Source organism: Devosia sp. (assembly GCF_024707125.1).
Lineage (GTDB): Bacteria > Pseudomonadota > Alphaproteobacteria > Rhizobiales > Devosiaceae > Devosia.
In genome coordinates this window covers 1088151-1103758 of sequence record NZ_JANQAH010000011.1, presented here as the reverse complement: position 1 = coordinate 1103758, position 15608 = coordinate 1088151, and the positions used below count along the sequence as shown (strand labels likewise).

Below are 15608 nucleotides of genomic sequence, written 5' to 3'. Positions count from 1 at the left end.
CGCCGAGGGGGGCATGGGTTGTTCTCTCATGGGTCTTGGTCGGACGGGGCCGTTCACTGGCTCGCCTTGACCTCGCTCCAGACCTGAGCCCGCATTTCGAGGCTCTCCACGGGGCGCAACCAGTTCAACCGGTCCGCGTAGTCGAGCCCATCGTTGCTCTGCGTTGTGTTCCCATAGCCATGCGCCGTCGTCATCATCGGCCCGACATCGCCGGCCAGCACATAGTCGACCCACTGATGGGCGCATTCGACGTCCTGCGCGCCGGTAGAGAGCGCCCAGGTATCGAGCCAGCCGATGGCCCCTTCCTGCGGAATGGCATAGCCGACATCATAGCCGCGCTCAGCAAGGCTGATCACCTGCGACTCGCCCATCGAGAACATCAGCGAGGCGCCGCTGCTTTCCCAGACATTCACGCCGTCCTCGAAGCCGGCGTAATAGCTCAGGATGGAGCGCTTCTGCTCGATGAGCTTCTGCTTGACCTGCTCGAACTGCTCAAGGCTGAGGTTATAGGGATCCTCGAAGCCCAACAGGGTTGCCGTGTTGACGATGTTGTTGTTGGCGTCATCCAACACGATAGCCTTGCTGGCCGTCGCCGGGTCCCAGAGGGCGTTCCAGGACGTCGGCGGCTCCGGAAAGACTGCCTTGTCATAGATCAGGCCGATCGAGCCCCAGGCAATTGGGATGCCGAAACGGCTTTCGCCCGCCATGACCTCGGCGACATCGGCGAACTCGGGCAAGAGGTTCTTGAGGTTCGGGATATTCTGTGCGTCGAACGGAACGATGAGGCCCTTGTCGATATATTGCGGGAAGAGGCTGGTATCGATCGAGATGAGATCGTAGTCCGCGCCCTTGGACGCGATCATCTTGGCGAACAGCTCGTCGACCGACCCGGTATAGGTGACGTTGACCTGACATCCGGTGCTGGCCTCGAACGGCCCGACCCATTCCTCGTCCGCATAGCCCTCGAACGTAAAGATGCGCACGGTTCCTGCCGAATGGGCAGCAGCAGGCAGGGTCGCGACGATTAGACCGGCAAGCGCGATAGATTTAAGTTTTCTCATTCCATCCTCCGTATGCAAGTGGTATATAGCATACGGTATACCGTAGTCAATATTGCGCAATGGCAGTGGGTCGGGCTATTTCCTCGACAGCGGAGCCTTACTGTTCGGAGATGACCTTGAAGCTGCTAAGCCCTCTCCCCAGAGCCCGGACCGTGGCCGAGGAAATCGAGGAACGCCTGGTTCTCGCCATCGCGAGCGGCGAACAGCCGGCCGGTTCGCGACTGACGGAGGGGAGTCTGGCGGAGGCCATGGAAGTGAGCCGCGTCCCTGCCCGGGAGGCTCTGCTCAGCCTTGCGGCAAAGGGGCTGCTCGTCCGCGCCGGCGCACGTGGCCTCAAGGTGATAGGCTTTGCGGCGCCTCAGGTCGCGCAAATCCGCGATGTCCGCATCGCCCTTGAGTCACTCGCGATCAGGCGAGCGGCAGATGCAGTGCGGCAAATCCCGTCCGCTATCGCCGGCCTCGATGCTGTTCTGGAGCAGATGGCCGCGCTTGCCACCACGGACAATGCCCTGGCGTTGGCGCAATGCGATCTCGAATTCCACCGCTGCATCCTGCGGCTGACCGAAAACGACGTGCTGTGTCGTCACTGGGAAGACCTCGCCCCGCATCTGCTCGTGCTGTTCTGCAAGGATTGGCACAGCCAATCCCAAGGGCTTGGAGAGGTCGCCCTCCATCAGCACCTGCGGGACTTCATCGTCAGTGGCCCATTAGAGGAAACCGAGGCCATGCTCGAAGCCCACTTCACCACTGGCACCTGACCATCGCGTCGCCTGCCGCCGCGGGCCGATCTCCTCGAGTTCCCCGAGGCGCTCACGCAACCACACCAATCGTTCGGCCAGATGGTCAATGCGCGGCGGCTACTGTGGATCAGCTTTATCCAGACCCAAGTGCATCCTGTGACTTCAGTCTATGGAGCCTCAGACCACTAACTGAAATCGCCGTTGTGTGATTTCAGTTTCGCGGGATTGCGAGAACACCCGAACGTCCGCAACGCGCTGGAAACCCAGCCGGGTCAGAATTGCCGCAGAGGCAATGTTATCGTCAGCACACCCTGCGCGGATTTTGTTCAGGCCAACGTCTTCCAGAGCGAAGCGCACCAGTCGTTCAGCAGCCTCCAGCCCGAAGCCGCGTCCCCATATCGCCTGTTCGGTCCAATAACCAATCTCGCCTTCGCCTTCCGCAATGTCGAAAACATCACAGACGCCAATCATGCGGCTATCCAAGTCAATCGCAAGCCGGTAGGCGCTGCCCTCTCGCCACTCATCGGAGTGACTTCGAAACCAACCCGTCATTTTCTGTATGTCTGGCGGTATCGTGGCCGAAACGAGATTGCGGGCGACGGCGGGGTTGGACCTGATATCGAGGGCGCGTTCGACATCGTCGGGCACAGTAGGACGCAGGGTTAGGCGCTCGGTCAGCAAGCGGATGGCAGGATCGTACTGCAATATCTCTCTCCAACGCAGTTGGACGAGACATTATGGTGGGTTGTCCGCGTCAACAAGATATCCGAGTGCTCCAAAGGCCGCCTGTCTCCTTTCCACCCCCGAGGCGCCGGACTCCACTCGACCCCATACCAGCCAGGCAAAGCCAATCGAAGCCAAGGGGGCGCAGGGACAATACCTGCGCCCACGCATGACCTCAGGTCAGGACTGAGGAAGGCCTCTGCGTTCGCCTTCCCATTTCGCCTGACCTTCGATGGACACTCCGTAAGAGAAAAGTTCGTAGGTAAAGGCCTCCGGCTGTCTGCCGGTTGCGAGCCGGTTGGGCAGGTCGGGATTGTTCATCGCGGCCTTCCCGATCGCCAAGAAATCTGCCTCACCCCGGGTTAGTACATCGTGGGCCAGATCTGGATCTTGTAGCCCACCATTGGCGATGACCGGCAACCCGGTAGTCGCGCGGGCGAAATGGCACAGGCTCTCTCCGTCAGACGTGCTGCTATGGTAGGCGTAGCCTTTTTTCTCGCTAGCGAAGTGAATGAAACCTGCGCCGGCCTCGGCGACCGCGGAGAAAATCCGCGCCGCATCGGCGAGCCCTCCCTGCCAGAAATAGTCGGGCTGGGTCGCCTTGGCCTGCGATAGGCGGACCCCCGTTAGGAAATCCCCGGCGGTCGCCGCGCGAATATCGGTGATGATCTCGGCCGTCAGGCGGATCCGATTTTCGATCGATCCACCATAGGGGGCGTCCCGCAGATTGGTTTCTGGTGTCAGGAACTGGTCAAGTAGGTAGCCATTCGCGCAATGCACTTCGACCCCGTCGAACCCAGCGGACTGCGCGCGCACGGCAGCCTGAACGAACCCAGCCTTGACGTCGCGGATGTCTTGCGCGCTCATCTCCGTGGGCGTGCCGTAGGGGCCGCGGTTTGGCCCATAACCGTCCAACATCTTGCCCATGGGGCGCACCGCGGAGGGAGCGTGCGGCGTGTTAACGACCTGGGAAACTGCCCCGGCATGTATCAGCTGGAGTATAATCCTACCCCCAGCGCGATGTACGGCTTCGGTGACCACTTTCCAGCCGGCTTGTTGCGCGTCTGTACAGAGGCCAGGCTGGTTGCCGTAGGCCTGCGCATAGCAAGGGTCGGTATAGGCCCCCTCGGCGATAATGAGACCAAAGCCGCCCGTCGCGAAACGGGCGTAGTAGTGCGCCATCGCTTCGGTCGGTACGCCATTGTCAGTGGCGCTCGCGCGGGACATTGGTGCGACGACATACCGGTTCGGGAGAGTGAGATTCTGGAGCACACCGGGGCGTAGCGCGGGATGCGTGGGACTGTGAACTGACACTGGTGGTAAGCCTTCTGTTGTTGTCCACGACACGGTGGACTTCATATGCAAAAGGCGCAAGAATGCACAAAAAAGGCCTATACAGACAAAATTGTAAGTAAGGAATATTGATGCCCGATCCCTTCCACGAAACCCAACTGTTTTGCCCTACGGAAACCGCTCTCGGTATTGTCGGTGGAAAGTGGAAAGGTATGATTTTGTGGTGTCTTTGTCGGCGCACTATGCGATTTGGGGAGTTGCATCGTGCCATGCCCGACATCACGCAGCGAATGTTGACCAAGCAGTTGCGAGACCTTGAAACCTTCAAGATCATAGACCGTAGGGTCTATAGCGAGGTGCCGCCTAAGGTGGAATATTCGCTCAGCGCACATGGCCAGGCCCTAAAGCCGATCCTGGAAGATCTTGAACTCTGGTCGAGGAACTACCTGGAAATTAACATCAGGTCCGAATCCGGTCAGTAAGATGTTCGCTTTGCTGTGACCGCTGGAGTCGAAGAGCAAGCGGGAGTTCTGGATCTCGACTGCTGACCCCGAAAAATTGCGCGCCATCCCATTTGTCGAGCGCATCGTGGCTGTGGACCCATTGGAATCGATAGCCGCAACTCTAGAATGGCGGCGCTCCAAATCTTTAGTTCGGAACAATTCGACCTCGTCGTTGCCGCTTTTGGGTCGGCGTCGTGCCGGCATTGGGCGCCCGGATCTACGTGGGGACTTCGACACGCCATCGATCTTCTCTATCGCGACGAACATAAGGCCTGTCTCAGAGAGGCTGGCTCGCCCCCACATATCGAACTCCGTTCGGAGCCAGTGATCCCCAGGCAGCGAGCGCCGATCGTGCGATCTCTTCCAGCATCATTCGATCGGCACCGTCGCGAGCCTGGATCGACATGCCTTGTTGCACCGTCACGTAGAAGCGCGCCATCCGGTCGACATCGGTACCGGGTGGTAGCTCGCCATTCTTTACGGCCTTGGCCAACCGGGCCGCGAGATTCGTTGTATTTTTCGAGCGCCTGGCGACAAGCTCGGCACGAAGCGCCTTATTGCCATCGGTTGCGTGGAGCGCCGACAGGACTACCAGGCAGCCGCTTGGCTTATCCGGACGGTTAAACTTCTGCGCCGATTCCATCAGGAAAGCCTCTATGGCGCCATAGGCGGTTTCCGCTTTGGCGAGCGCCCCCCAGATGTCGGCTCCATCGGTCGAGACATAGAGCGCCACAGCCGCCCTGAAAAGCTCCTCCTTCGATCCGAACGCCGCATAGAGGCTGGGCGCACCAATTCCCATACCAGTCGTCAGATCAACCATTGAGGTTCCCTCGAAACCCTTCTCCCAGAAGATTTCCATCGCACGAAGCAGCGCTTGTTCCCTGTCGAACGTCCTCGGTCGGCCACGGTCCGCCATCACGGATCCTTTTCTGTAATGATCGATATATAATAATCTTGACTGAAAGTTCAAGTTACAGATTTATAGATCAATCATTACAAAAAAGGAATCGAACATGCCAATGCTCAACGGAAAGCGCGCCTTCGTCACCGGGGGCAGCCGTGGAATCGGCGCGGCGATCGTCCGACGCTTCGCCGCTGAAGGGGCTGCTGTGGCGATCGGATACGTGCGATCCGCCGACGCTGCCAGCGCTATCGCCAATCAGATCCGAGAGGCGGGTGGCAGCGCCGTGACCATCCAGATGGATGCGTCAGACCCGACGTCGATCAAGCAGGCAGTTGAGTACGCTGCATCAGCGTTGGGCGGGCTCGACATTCTCGTGAACAACGCCGGCATCATCCGCTACGGTTCAATTGCGGATATCACACTCGAGGACATCGACACTACGCTGTCGGTCAATGTTCGGGCGGTCATCCTCGCGACGCAGGCCGCCTTGCCCTACATGTCAGAGGGCGGTCGCATAATCACGACCGGCAGCAATCTTGCCGACCGCGTGCCCGATGACGGCAAAGCGCTGTATTCCGCCAGCAAGGCCGCACTGATCGCCTGGACCAAGGGCGTAGCCCGTGATTTGGGCCCTCGGGGGATTACCGTCAATCTCGTGCATCCCGGCTCGACCAATACCGACATGAACCCTGCCGACGGTCCCTTTGCAGAGATTCAGCGTCAGCGGATGGCGATCAAGGAATATGGCAGGGCCGAGGACCTTGCTGCGCTCTACGCCTACCTCGCTAGCCCCGTGGCGCGATCGGTGAACGGGACCGGCTTCACCGTCGATGGCGGAGCGAACGCATGAGTGCTGCCGCCGACCATCCCCACAAGCCATTGAGGCGCCCCCTGGACAAGGGCTTGTTGCTCTTCGCCCCGACGGTCACGATCGTTGCCGCCGCTGAGTTCATTATGTGGGTCATGGATGGAATCCGGCTCTAGGGCTCGCGGCCGATCTGCAGATGTCGGCGGCTTTCCTAATACACGCTACGTCGAATATATCGGTGGCAGCGCTTATGTGGACGGCGTTGTCACGACGCCGTTCAGCCTCGACGCGCATGGCATGCTTCAGCGAGGTGTCGCTCGATGAGCGGGTGCCGCTGGACGAGCGCGTCCGAGCCGCAACGAGCAGACATATAACAACAGAGTAGTGCCTGCATCTGACGGCATCTCGCAAATGCCTTCCCAGATATGCGTAGCTGGGCAACTCTACGAAATAGATGGGACACCCGAACCTAGCGCCTCAGTCCAAGCTAGGATCGGCAGCTTTCGACCTCAGCAGTGAAACAGCATACTGTCTCCTTTCCACCCCGGTGCCGCCGGCGTCCTGGGGCCCATAGCGGTCGGTCAGATGTCGACCCCATTCTCGCCGTTGGTGCCTCGCTCGCGGTTTCCTATGAGCGGACACAGGCGATCATCCTCAAGAGTGGGCTGCTAAGGAAATTGCGGACTTTCCTGCCGCGCGTCATGCGTCTAGCCTTGCGCCATGACAAAAAGCATTCTCAGGTTCTTTTTCGATTATGGCGCGGGTGGTTGCCTCTGGGCGGGTGACAACGAGACCCGTGAAGAATTGGGACTAGGCCCAGTGGACGAGAAATTGTTCGTTTCGAAGCCTGCTTGTGATCTGCGGGTCCAGCTTGACTTCGAGCATTCCGGCTATCTGAACCCCCTGTATCCGCCCGATCCGAGCCTGTGGACACAAACGCTTTGTGATCGCTTCAATGCTAGGGTGGACACGCTACTTGGGCTTTTGCGGCATGAATTGGGCGCAAGCTATGACATTGTGGATGAGCAACAGCGCTATTGCGAGGATCCCCGCTTGGGCGAGTATCTTGAGAACAATGCAGGCCTTGCTGCACTCAACGAAGTTGACGCGCCAACCGTAGGCTAAAGCATCGCACACGCGCCTCGACTTGCACCGACCTGGCATATTCTGGTGGGGTGCGTTTCTGGCAAATGCCTAACCCGTCATATCTAACTCATTCGGAGATGCAGGTCGGCTTTCGCAGAGCCTGCCTCAAAAGCAGACTGTCGGCTCCCCACCCCGAGGCAGCCATAGCCCTGTGCATCTAGAACAAGGGAAGAAGACGCGATAGCCGACCCCCTGCGGTGCGTGGTCGTGGCGACCAGCAGAGTGTCGGCTATCGAGATGGCTATCTAGACGTTTAGCGCCGAAGCCGCCTTCCGGAGGTATTCGGGGCTGAACCGAGCATATACTCGGTAGGTAATCCGCGGGTCTGTGTGCCCCAAGAACTGAGCGATCTCGGTTATAGCGATGCCACTTTCCGCCATCCACACTGCCGCTGTATGGCGAAGGTCATGCGGCGTAATATCGTCAAGCATTGCGCGTTTTGCTGCGGCGGCAAATCCTTTCTTGATGTTGAGGACAGGGCCGCCTGCATATTCTATCACGTAGTGCGTTAGGGCCGCCTTTTTCGCTACCAGTAACTCGGCGTGCAACCGGTCGGTCATCGGCACGAGAGCGCGACCTTTGCGATTTTGTTCTCCTGGCACTGCCAGACGAACTTGCCGGCGTTCGAAGTCAACACGATCCCATGTAAGCTGAAGTATCGCGCCCTTCCGCCCAGCGGTCGAAAGGGCCAGGATCATGAACAGCCTCATGTGCGGGCTTGCACAAGCATCCAACAGTCGCTGAAATTCCTCTCGCGTCAGGTATCTGTCTCGCGGAGGGGGCTGGCTGGGCGCCTCAAATACGGCACCTTGCACGCCATGCCAATTCAGGGCCTGGCGGACCACGTTGATTTCTTTCAGAATTGTGCCATCGCCTATGGGGATTCCGCGCCGCTGCTGGCCTTCGTCACGACGCCTTCGAGCGTAGTCGCGGCACAGTTCTCTGGTGATTTGGTCCGGCCGCAGGTGGCCAAAGGTTGACTTTGCGTTCTTCCAGCCGCCGACCATCCTTTCATGATCCACGACTCTACCTCGTTTCTCATCGAGGTAAGCTTGGACCATCGAAGCTACAGTAGCCCCAACTGGAGCAGCCATGGTTTGGCGGAGATCGATTAGTCTGCGCTGGGCTTCCTCATGATCGTCGGTACGAAGGGAGCGTCGCCGCGTCTTGCCTTCGTCAGACCAAACGGCGCAATAGGTGCCGCGATAGAGTTGGGCTCGCATTTCGGGCATTCGAAGTCTCTCACAATGGGGGCGGGGATGCGGATAAGTCTGCCGAGGCGGAATGCGCTCAAGCGGCCCGCGGCGACCAGATCTCTTACGTGCTGGGGAGAACAGTCCCAGCGCCGAGCGAGCGTTTCCGGGCTAAATGGGCGCTCATCAATGCGCAGTGGAATTGCCTCGCTACCCATAGGCATTGGTGGTTGCAATCAAAGGGCTCCTATGATCGCCAGTGAATCTGAGGATCTAAAGCGCGCTATAGCGGTCTCGATTTTGGGATGCAGAGAAATCTGAAAGGATTTTGACTATTTTTTTAGTCGCTGGCCGCGGTCCAAACTGAGGGCATACCGGAGGTTAGGATGCCTTATTCTACCGGGGAGGGAGGGTCATTCCCTTATGCGTTGGACCGGCCCTAGGACTTCGTCTATTGACAAGGCTAACCGGCGTCTGAACACCCTGCGGTGGGAAGCTAGCCGTACCTAGCCGTTGCCACCACATCTGTTGCGGATGGCATGTGTCCAGCGGCAGAGGAGACTTTGCGGGAAATGTGTCAAATGTGACGGTGCAACTCTGACCGGGTGCCTTCGCCCGTCTACAAGCGGTCGAGCAGCACGAGCGATTGAGGTGCGATCCTATGCTATCCGCCTGCAACCTTTTACCTGGCACGGTCCCGCCAAAGCTGACCGCGTCCCGTATCGGCATCTTGCCGCTTGGTCGATGCGACTTGTGTGTGAGCCCGGTTTGGCGCAACGGCCGCGCATCGGGGACGTCCAGACTGTCGTACACTTCCATATGTATACGCTTATGGGCCATCTATTCGTGGCTCGATGTAGATACGTCCTCCCCCTACGAGCATACACAGCGGGTAGCCAGAGTTCTCCGCGCACTGCTTCACTGATGCCTTCAAATGGACGTGGCTACGCAGTCGGAAGTGGAAACTATCGGAGACAGGCCTGGCTTGAGTGTCTCTGGAATCGCGTGCGGTGAGCTAGCACTAATCTTTCGATACTTTTTGAGCGAATTCCCGTTGGCCGCCCGAACGCGAGCTGGTGAGCTTCTTGTGCGCGCCAGCGACGGTGCTCACACTTGTCCGATACAGAAACCTGAAATGCTATATTTGCAGAAAACCAGATCTTTCGTTCTAACGTGAGCGGAAATGTAAACTTCTGGAAACTCCAACGCAAAATACTTTGCGGTAATGACACCGTGTTCAGTTCCAAGGGGGGCGTTTCCCTCATATCGTTTGCTGGACAATGTAACACTCACCGCAAGCGAATTTGCATTGAGTGTTACATGGCTGGCTTGAATCGGTGATTTTATGTCTGTGTCCTTTCCAAAAGCGCAACAGGCTGTCGGAGATACGACGACTCAGTTAGGTCGGCGCGATGTTAAAAAACACCATAGTGCCCGTGCCGTTTCTGAAAGACCGCAAACGACTGCTGCAGCTCGAGTTTATCGAAAGCCCGGTGAATTCGAGCCAACGTAGATTTACGGACCGGCATCTCTTGAAGCCGGTGCTAGACCTCGCAGACTATCGCTGCGAAGCGGTCATCGATTGGGTGGAGTTGGAATTCCACTTGGGTAGAAAAACCCAGTTCCGCCATCTGAAAAAGGAAATCGACCGTGTATGTGGACGCACATCCTATGTTGAGCCTGTTGAGGCAGGCTCAGGAGGGGTGTCTGATGTTTTCAGGGTGATTTTTCAAGATCCTCATATTGTAGACTTAGTGCGGGTAACTGACGCGATTGGCGTCGAATTCGGCCTGATTTCGGAGCCTCGCACCGTGGGCTTGGAGGTGAGCGTCGATTTCTATTCCAAGCGAGCTTCAGAAATTGAAGGCCTTGCAATGGTGGCAGTACTGGCTCGGCATCTCTTCCCAAACAAAGACATTATAGAGCGCTCCGCAGATCATCCTAGGTTCGCTTGGGGAAAAGGTAAGGCGCATTCTTCGAAGGTTTGGGGAAGATCGTTCGAAGGCAAGAGGCGCTGGGCAATTCTGGAGGTGGAGGCCGATCGCACAATTCCGGTAGACGCAACGTTCTACCTTGGGGAAGAAGGTTCGCCGGCGATGTGGCGGGTTATGAATAAATTACTGGATAGGCAGAACCCCACAACCGGCACAAGAACCGTTCTCCCGGTCGAGGGGCGACGCGCGAGGGTAGAGGTCACCCTAAGGGGTGAAGAGTTGCAGAGAACCGGAACAGACACCTTGGCGGGTCTGAAAGAGGTGAACCTGACCAAGTTTCAGCGGAGGTACTTTCAGTTCGTTCTTCCAACATTCATTTTGCCAAAAGACCCCGTGGGTGTGGACTTATTCCGAGAGAGACGACGAGTGTTGAGGTTCTTGAATATAGGCGCCGTTGGGTTGGCGGCCCTCGACGCCGAGCGGCAACGCAATTTAAGGTCCATTGATAAAAACCTAAAGGAGCGTGGGTACCAGGTGCCGCCTCGCGGGAGGAGAAAGGAAAATACTACGAAGGCGTACGAGGCTCTAAACGAAAAGGTTCGGGAAGCGCTTCGCAATCTGCAGCGTAGGGAATTGGGTCGTTAGGTAATGGCTAGTATATGCAGTTATAAGGACCTTGTTGCAGGATGTGCCTGAGACGGTTGGGTTTCTGGCACTTCTGAGATGGCGCGTCGGAATGAGATGCCCATAAAAAGTGTACAGCCGGGCATTCTACGGAACCTCAGTGTTGTCATCTCTTGGCCTATCGTCGTGTGGACCAGCGATTGCATCTTCTACGGACCATTGTGCGATTAAAGCTCTCAGCTGGCGTAGCCGTGCAGCGGTAGGCAGGATGGGACGGCCGGCACGGGATAGGGCGTTGGTCCAAAGCGCTTGTGCCAACAAGTCGGAAAGTTGGGTACCTTTTGCTGTGCTCAATTAGCAAGCCTCACTTGCCGAAAATTGCCCGGAGTGCGACGCGCGATCTGCTCGTTAGCCAAGGATCGCTCCCTCCCGACGCGCTTCGAATTTCCTCAAGCCACGCCAATTCGTTCGTCGTTACCGGCGTACCGAATATTTCCCTGAATGCGCGCATGGTAGTGTCGTCTGCGGTCTGTTGCATGGCCAAAAACATGAGCCGTCGCGAGTCTATTTCTAACGCGACGGCAAGGGCAGGAACCCGATCAAGTGGGAGACGCGTCGTTCCGTTTTTGATCAATGCGAGCATGCTCGCATTGCGAAAGCCTGCTTCGGAGGCGATGTCCGCTTGCGTCTTGACCGGTTGCAGTTCGACAATGCGAGCCTGCAGAAAGCTTGCTAGGTTTGATTTTTCGAAGGGACGGTTTGCCATTTGTTCCGTAGACTAGCGTTGATGTTGCATCGTCTATAGCGTCGCCCTTTTGGGACTGTCTGATCGGTCGGAGGTTGCGAAGAGGTCGCAATAGGGAGTGTTCGTGGCATTCGCAAAGCCTTGCCGAGCTGGCGCATCTACTCGCTGAAGCTGAAGCAGGTAGAAGACAGTGCTCTCCGGTTCATTTGAACCGAAAGGTTCGGCAAACCTGGTCTAAATGGGCTTTAAAGTGGTGGTCACCAGTTGTAACTGCAGATAAACCGGCGCTTTGGCGGAGGGGCCTGGTTTTCACACGGCAGGGGTCACAGGTTCAATCCCTGTCGCACCCACCATTTTCTTGACATTGCTGGGTATTTTGGGCTCACGCACCGACAAGGGCTGCAGTTTGCGCGCGCCTCCACCAGGCGAAGCGTTGCGACGGAGACGCGTGGCCAGATCCGTGTGCCCCAAATAGCGGCGTGAACGACCCGACCAATCTGACCCGCGCTGCAGGCCCTGGCTGAAGGGTGTGGTCCGGGCAAGATACCAGGATATGGCCGAAAAGATCGCTCTCTGCGATGATGACAGCGGTCCGGGAATTCGGGGCGGGTATGCATTGGCTCGGCGAGGTGGGGACAATCTTGAACCATATTGCGGTTGCCTGGCTTGCAAGGCTCCGGTTGCTATTCGCCGACCCCGGCGCGCACCGCGCCTGGGCCTTGGCCGCCAATGACGGCATAATAGCCACTGCCGGCATTTTGGAAGGGTTCGCCGGTGCCGGTGCCGACGATGCGACGCTGGCGCTCGCGGGAATGGCCGCAATGGTCTCGGGAATGTTCACCGCCGGTGGCGCAAAATGGGCGGAAACGGCATCGGAGCGCGAGGCGCAATTAAGCCTCATCGAAGAAGAGCGGCTGGAGATCAAGCGCCAGCCCGATGTCGAATTTGACGAGTTGCTGGACTACTACAAGCAAAAGGGATTGCCCGCCGACCTGGCTCGGGAGGTCGCAGCGCAGCTGATGAAACGCTCCCCGCTCAAGGCGCAATTGGAGAGCGAGCATGGCATCATCAGCGTTGTTTCGCGGCGTGATATTGTCCAGGCCAGCCTGGGTACAGCGATTTCCTACGCGATCGGTGCGTCCATTCCCCTCTTGGTCACCATTATGGTGCCGATCCATGTCGACACCGGGCTGGTGCTTGCAGCGGTTGCCGTTTCGCTCGTTTTGACATCGATATTGGCAGCCCGCGCCGGACGGCAGGATCTCAACCGGACTTTGCTGCGCACGCTCGTCATCGCCGCCGGGACGGTTGGTGCAAGCTACCTCGTCGGGAAATTTGCCTTCTAGCTGGCATCGGCCGCACCCAGCGGGGTCTTGGCGCGCCAGGGTGCGCAGCCGATCTGTGACCGGACGCTCGTGCCCGGACGTCGTCGCCCGCTAGTTCCGCCTTCATTTTTTTGCGCCTATCATCGGCTCATGGCTGAGGATCGTCTCAAAACCTATCGTGACAAGCGTGATTTTACGCGCACGACCGAACCGTCCGGGATGGATGGCGAGGATGGGTTTCGCTTCGTTGTTCACAAGCATCACGCCACTGCCGATCATTATGATCTCCGCCTCGAATTGGGGGGCGTGCTCAAGAGCTGGGCCGTGCCCAAGGGGCCCTCGCTCAATCCGGCGGATAAGCGGCTTGCGGTGGCCACCGAGGATCATCCGGTCGACTACCTGGATTTCGAGGGCCTCATCCCGGCCGGCGAATATGGCGGCGGGCCGATGATCGTCTGGGACAGGGGCACCTGGGCGCCCATGGGGGACCCGGAGGCCGATATTGCCAAGGGCGCCTTCAAATTTCGGCTGGCCGGCGAAAAGCTCAATGGCGGCTGGATGTTGACCCAACTCAAGAACCGTCCCGAGGACAAGGGGAAGGTCAACTGGCTGCTGTTCAAGGAACACGACCAGGCCATGGATATTGAGAACGACATCCTTCAGGCCCGGCCCGAAAGCGTCAAGACCGGCCGGCGCATCGAGGAATTGCTGGAGCCACCGGCTCCGCCGCCGCGGAAACGCCGCGCGACGTTGAAACCGGACAAGCTTAGGGGTGCGGTAGCATCGGCCATGCCGGACAAGACACCGCTCCAGCTTGCGACCGCGGCTGCCGCGCCGCCAGCGGACACGCAAACCAGCACCTGGCTGCATGAGATCAAGTTCGACGGCTATCGCACCCTTGCCCGCCTCGACAACAAGGTGGCTCGGTTCATCACCCGCGGCGGTCTTGATTGGACGCGGCGCTATGGCGACCTGCCGGAGGTGTTCGCGACCCTGCCGTGCCGTCAGGCGGTGATCGACGGCGAGATCGTCGTGCTCGATGCCCAGGGCGTCAGCAGTTTTGGCCGGTTGCAGGAGGAGCTTTCGGAAGGCCGGCCGCGCAACCTGCTGTTTTTCGCCTTCGACCTTTTGTACCTCGATGGCTGGGATCTGCGTGGCGTCGCCCTTCGGGACAGGAAGGCGCTGCTCAAGACCCTTCTTGAGGGCGCTTCTTCAGCCATTCAGTTCAGTGATCATGTCGAGGGGCAGGGCGGGGCCCTTTTCGAACAGGCTATCGATCGTGGACTTGAGGGCCTCGTCTCCAAGCGCGCCGACAGCATCTATAGCGGCAGCCGGTCCGGCACCTGGCTCAAGATCAAGGCGCCGAAAACCGGCCACTTTGTCATCGCCGGCTACACCGCCTCGCCCAATGCCGGCGGGATCGGGGCGATCGCCGTTGCCGAATGGGTGGGTGACGATCTCATCTATCGCGGCAAGGTCGGCACCGGGTTTGATGCCGCGGATATGGCAGGGCTGCTCGAGCGCCTTCGGGCCCTCGAAGGTGGCGACCGGCTGGAGGGCTTCCCCAAGGAGGTGATCCCGGTCAAACCCCTCATCACCGCGCGCATCCAATATGCTGTTGTCACCAGCGACGGCATGTTGCGCCATGCCGTCTTCAGGGGCCTGCGCGAGGCCAGCCTTTCCAGCGGCGCCAAGGGACAACGCAAGCGGCTCGTGACCGATGCCGACCTTGCCAGCATCTGGGTCACCAATCCAACGCGCCGGCTCTTTGGCAAGAACGGCCCGAGCAAGCTCGACATTGCCGTCTACTATGCCAGCGTCGGCGATTTCATGCTGCCCCATCTCCTTGACCGGCCCGTGTCGCTGTTCCGCTGCCCCACGGGCAAGTCGGCGGACTGCTTTTTTCAGCGCCACCCCTTTACCGGCATGCCCGAAAGCATTGCCAAGATCGAAACCGCCAATTCCGAGGGGGAGAAGAAGACCTTCATCGCCGTCACCGACACCAAGGCCTATCTGGCGCTTGCACAGTTCGGTGCGGTCGAATTCCACAGCTGGGGCACGCATCTGGATCATCTCGACAAGCCCGACCGCATCATCTTCGATCTCGACCCCGGCGAAGGCGTCGCCTGGCGCGATGTCGTCAATGCCGCCGTGCATCTGCGCGATGAACTGCTGGGTATGGGCCTCGTGCCCTTTGTCAAAACCTCTGGCGGCAAAGGCGTTCACATCGTCGTGCCGACGACGCGCAAGCTCAACTGGAAGGCTGCGCATGCCGCCAGCGCCCGCATTGCCGAAGCCCTGGCTGCCACCGGACCCGATACGTTCGTTACTGTCATGGGCGCCCAAAACCGCAAGCGCCGCATCTTCATCGACTATTTTCGCAATGCGCGCAGCGCGACGGCGGTGGCCGCCTACTCGTTGCGGGCGCGCACACATTTGCCCGCATCGACCCCAATAGAGTGGCGAGACCTCGAGTCTATCGACTCCGCTCAGGACCTCAATTACTCTACGCTTCCGAGATTATTAACGATGTCCGGCGACCCGTGGGCAGACATTAACGAGTCTTCGCGTGACCTCCCGGCATAGTTACTGGTGATTGTGTTTGAGTA

The 15608-nt window shown here is 58.8% G+C and carries 13 protein-coding genes; 7 read left to right on the top strand and 6 right to left on the bottom strand.

Going from position 1 to position 15608, the window contains the following annotated elements; genetic code table 11:
* Window positions 1-53 precede the first annotated feature (53 nt).
* Complete coding sequence (locus NVV77_RS20185; protein ID WP_295416022.1) at window positions 54-1061, bottom strand: extracellular solute-binding protein; 1008 nt, start codon at window positions 1059-1061, stop codon at window positions 54-56.
* A 152-nt stretch (window positions 1062-1213) separates the two neighbouring features.
* On the opposite strand from NVV77_RS20185, the gene NVV77_RS20180 reads away from it, so the two are divergent.
* Entirely contained in the window at window positions 1214-1819 is a 606-nt protein-coding gene (locus tag NVV77_RS20180; protein ID WP_295416010.1) for a GntR family transcriptional regulator, read from the top strand.
* Window positions 1820-1978: 159 nt separating this feature from the next.
* On the opposite strand, the gene NVV77_RS20175 is transcribed toward NVV77_RS20180, so the two are convergent.
* Together NVV77_RS20175 and NVV77_RS20170 are read right to left on the bottom strand one after the other, a co-directional pair.
* On the bottom strand, window positions 1979-2506 hold the full coding sequence (locus NVV77_RS20175; RefSeq protein WP_295416008.1) for a GNAT family N-acetyltransferase: 528 nt from the start codon (window positions 2504-2506) through the stop codon (window positions 1979-1981).
* A 198-nt stretch (window positions 2507-2704) separates the two neighbouring features.
* Window positions 2705-3883, bottom strand: coding sequence for an NADH:flavin oxidoreductase (locus NVV77_RS20170; RefSeq protein ID WP_295416007.1), 1179 nt, complete (start codon window positions 3881-3883; stop codon window positions 2705-2707).
* A 65-nt stretch (window positions 3884-3948) separates the two neighbouring features.
* Between NVV77_RS20170 and NVV77_RS20165 the strand changes: the two genes are divergently transcribed.
* Entirely contained in the window at window positions 3949-4299 is a 351-nt protein-coding gene (locus NVV77_RS20165; RefSeq protein WP_295416005.1) for a helix-turn-helix domain-containing protein, read from the top strand.
* Between the two features lie 298 nt (window positions 4300-4597).
* Here NVV77_RS20165 and NVV77_RS20160 read toward each other — a convergent pair whose 3' ends face one another.
* On the bottom strand, window positions 4598-5236 hold the full coding sequence (locus tag NVV77_RS20160; RefSeq protein ID WP_295416001.1) for a TetR/AcrR family transcriptional regulator: 639 nt from the start codon (window positions 5234-5236) through the stop codon (window positions 4598-4600).
* 97 nt (window positions 5237-5333) lie between these two features.
* On the opposite strand from NVV77_RS20160, the gene NVV77_RS20155 reads away from it, so the two are divergent.
* Window positions 5334-6074, top strand: a complete 741-nt coding sequence (locus NVV77_RS20155; protein WP_295415999.1) for an SDR family oxidoreductase — start codon at window positions 5334-5336, stop codon at window positions 6072-6074.
* 678 nt (window positions 6075-6752) lie between these two features.
* A complete protein-coding gene (locus tag NVV77_RS20150; protein WP_295415998.1) occupies window positions 6753-7157 on the top strand; it encodes a hypothetical protein in 405 nt (134 codons plus the stop codon).
* A gap of 266 nt (window positions 7158-7423) precedes the next feature.
* On the opposite strand, the gene NVV77_RS20145 is transcribed toward NVV77_RS20150, so the two are convergent.
* Window positions 7424-8410, bottom strand: coding sequence for a site-specific integrase (locus NVV77_RS20145; protein ID WP_295415995.1), 987 nt, complete (start codon window positions 8408-8410; stop codon window positions 7424-7426).
* A gap of 1373 nt (window positions 8411-9783) precedes the next feature.
* On the opposite strand from NVV77_RS20145, the gene NVV77_RS20140 reads away from it, so the two are divergent.
* Window positions 9784-10950, top strand: coding sequence for a hypothetical protein (locus tag NVV77_RS20140; RefSeq protein ID WP_295415993.1), 1167 nt, complete (start codon window positions 9784-9786; stop codon window positions 10948-10950).
* A gap of 343 nt (window positions 10951-11293) precedes the next feature.
* Here the strand turns inward: NVV77_RS20140 and NVV77_RS20135 are convergent, their stop codons facing one another.
* On the bottom strand, window positions 11294-11695 hold the full coding sequence (locus NVV77_RS20135) for an XRE family transcriptional regulator (protein WP_295415990.1): 402 nt from the start codon (window positions 11693-11695) through the stop codon (window positions 11294-11296).
* 620 nt (window positions 11696-12315) lie between these two features.
* Between NVV77_RS20135 and NVV77_RS20130 the strand changes: the two genes are divergently transcribed.
* A complete protein-coding gene (locus tag NVV77_RS20130; RefSeq protein WP_295415987.1) occupies window positions 12316-13020 on the top strand; it encodes a VIT1/CCC1 transporter family protein in 705 nt (234 codons plus the stop codon).
* Between the two features lie 129 nt (window positions 13021-13149).
* Window positions 13150-15585, top strand: coding sequence for a DNA ligase D (gene ligD, locus NVV77_RS20125; RefSeq protein ID WP_295415983.1), 2436 nt, complete (start codon window positions 13150-13152; stop codon window positions 15583-15585).
* Window positions 15586-15608 lie beyond the last annotated feature (23 nt).

What these genes read in the sequence shown, in the direction of transcription:
- NVV77_RS20185 (WP_295416022.1), bottom strand. Translation starts at nt 1,061, where the DNA reads ATGAGAAAACTTAAATCTATCGCGCTTGCCGGTCTAATCGTCGCGACC.
- NVV77_RS20170 (WP_295416007.1), bottom strand. Translation starts at nt 3,883, where the DNA reads ATGAAGTCCACCGTGTCGTGGACAACAACAGAAGGCTTACCACCAGTG.
- NVV77_RS20165 (WP_295416005.1), top strand. Translation starts at nt 3,949, where the DNA reads ATGCCCGATCCCTTCCACGAAACCCAACTGTTTTGCCCTACGGAAACC.
- NVV77_RS20160 (WP_295416001.1), bottom strand. Translation starts at nt 5,236, where the DNA reads ATGGCGGACCGTGGCCGACCGAGGACGTTCGACAGGGAACAAGCGCTG.
- NVV77_RS20155 (WP_295415999.1), top strand. Translation starts at nt 5,334, where the DNA reads ATGCCAATGCTCAACGGAAAGCGCGCCTTCGTCACCGGGGGCAGCCGT.
- NVV77_RS20150 (WP_295415998.1), top strand. Translation starts at nt 6,753, where the DNA reads ATGACAAAAAGCATTCTCAGGTTCTTTTTCGATTATGGCGCGGGTGGT.
- NVV77_RS20145 (WP_295415995.1), bottom strand. Translation starts at nt 8,410, where the DNA reads ATGCCCGAAATGCGAGCCCAACTCTATCGCGGCACCTATTGCGCCGTT.
- NVV77_RS20140 (WP_295415993.1), top strand. Translation starts at nt 9,784, where the DNA reads ATGTTAAAAAACACCATAGTGCCCGTGCCGTTTCTGAAAGACCGCAAA.
- NVV77_RS20135 (WP_295415990.1), bottom strand. Translation starts at nt 11,695, where the DNA reads ATGGCAAACCGTCCCTTCGAAAAATCAAACCTAGCAAGCTTTCTGCAG.
- ligD (WP_295415983.1), top strand. Translation starts at nt 13,150, where the DNA reads ATGGCTGAGGATCGTCTCAAAACCTATCGTGACAAGCGTGATTTTACG.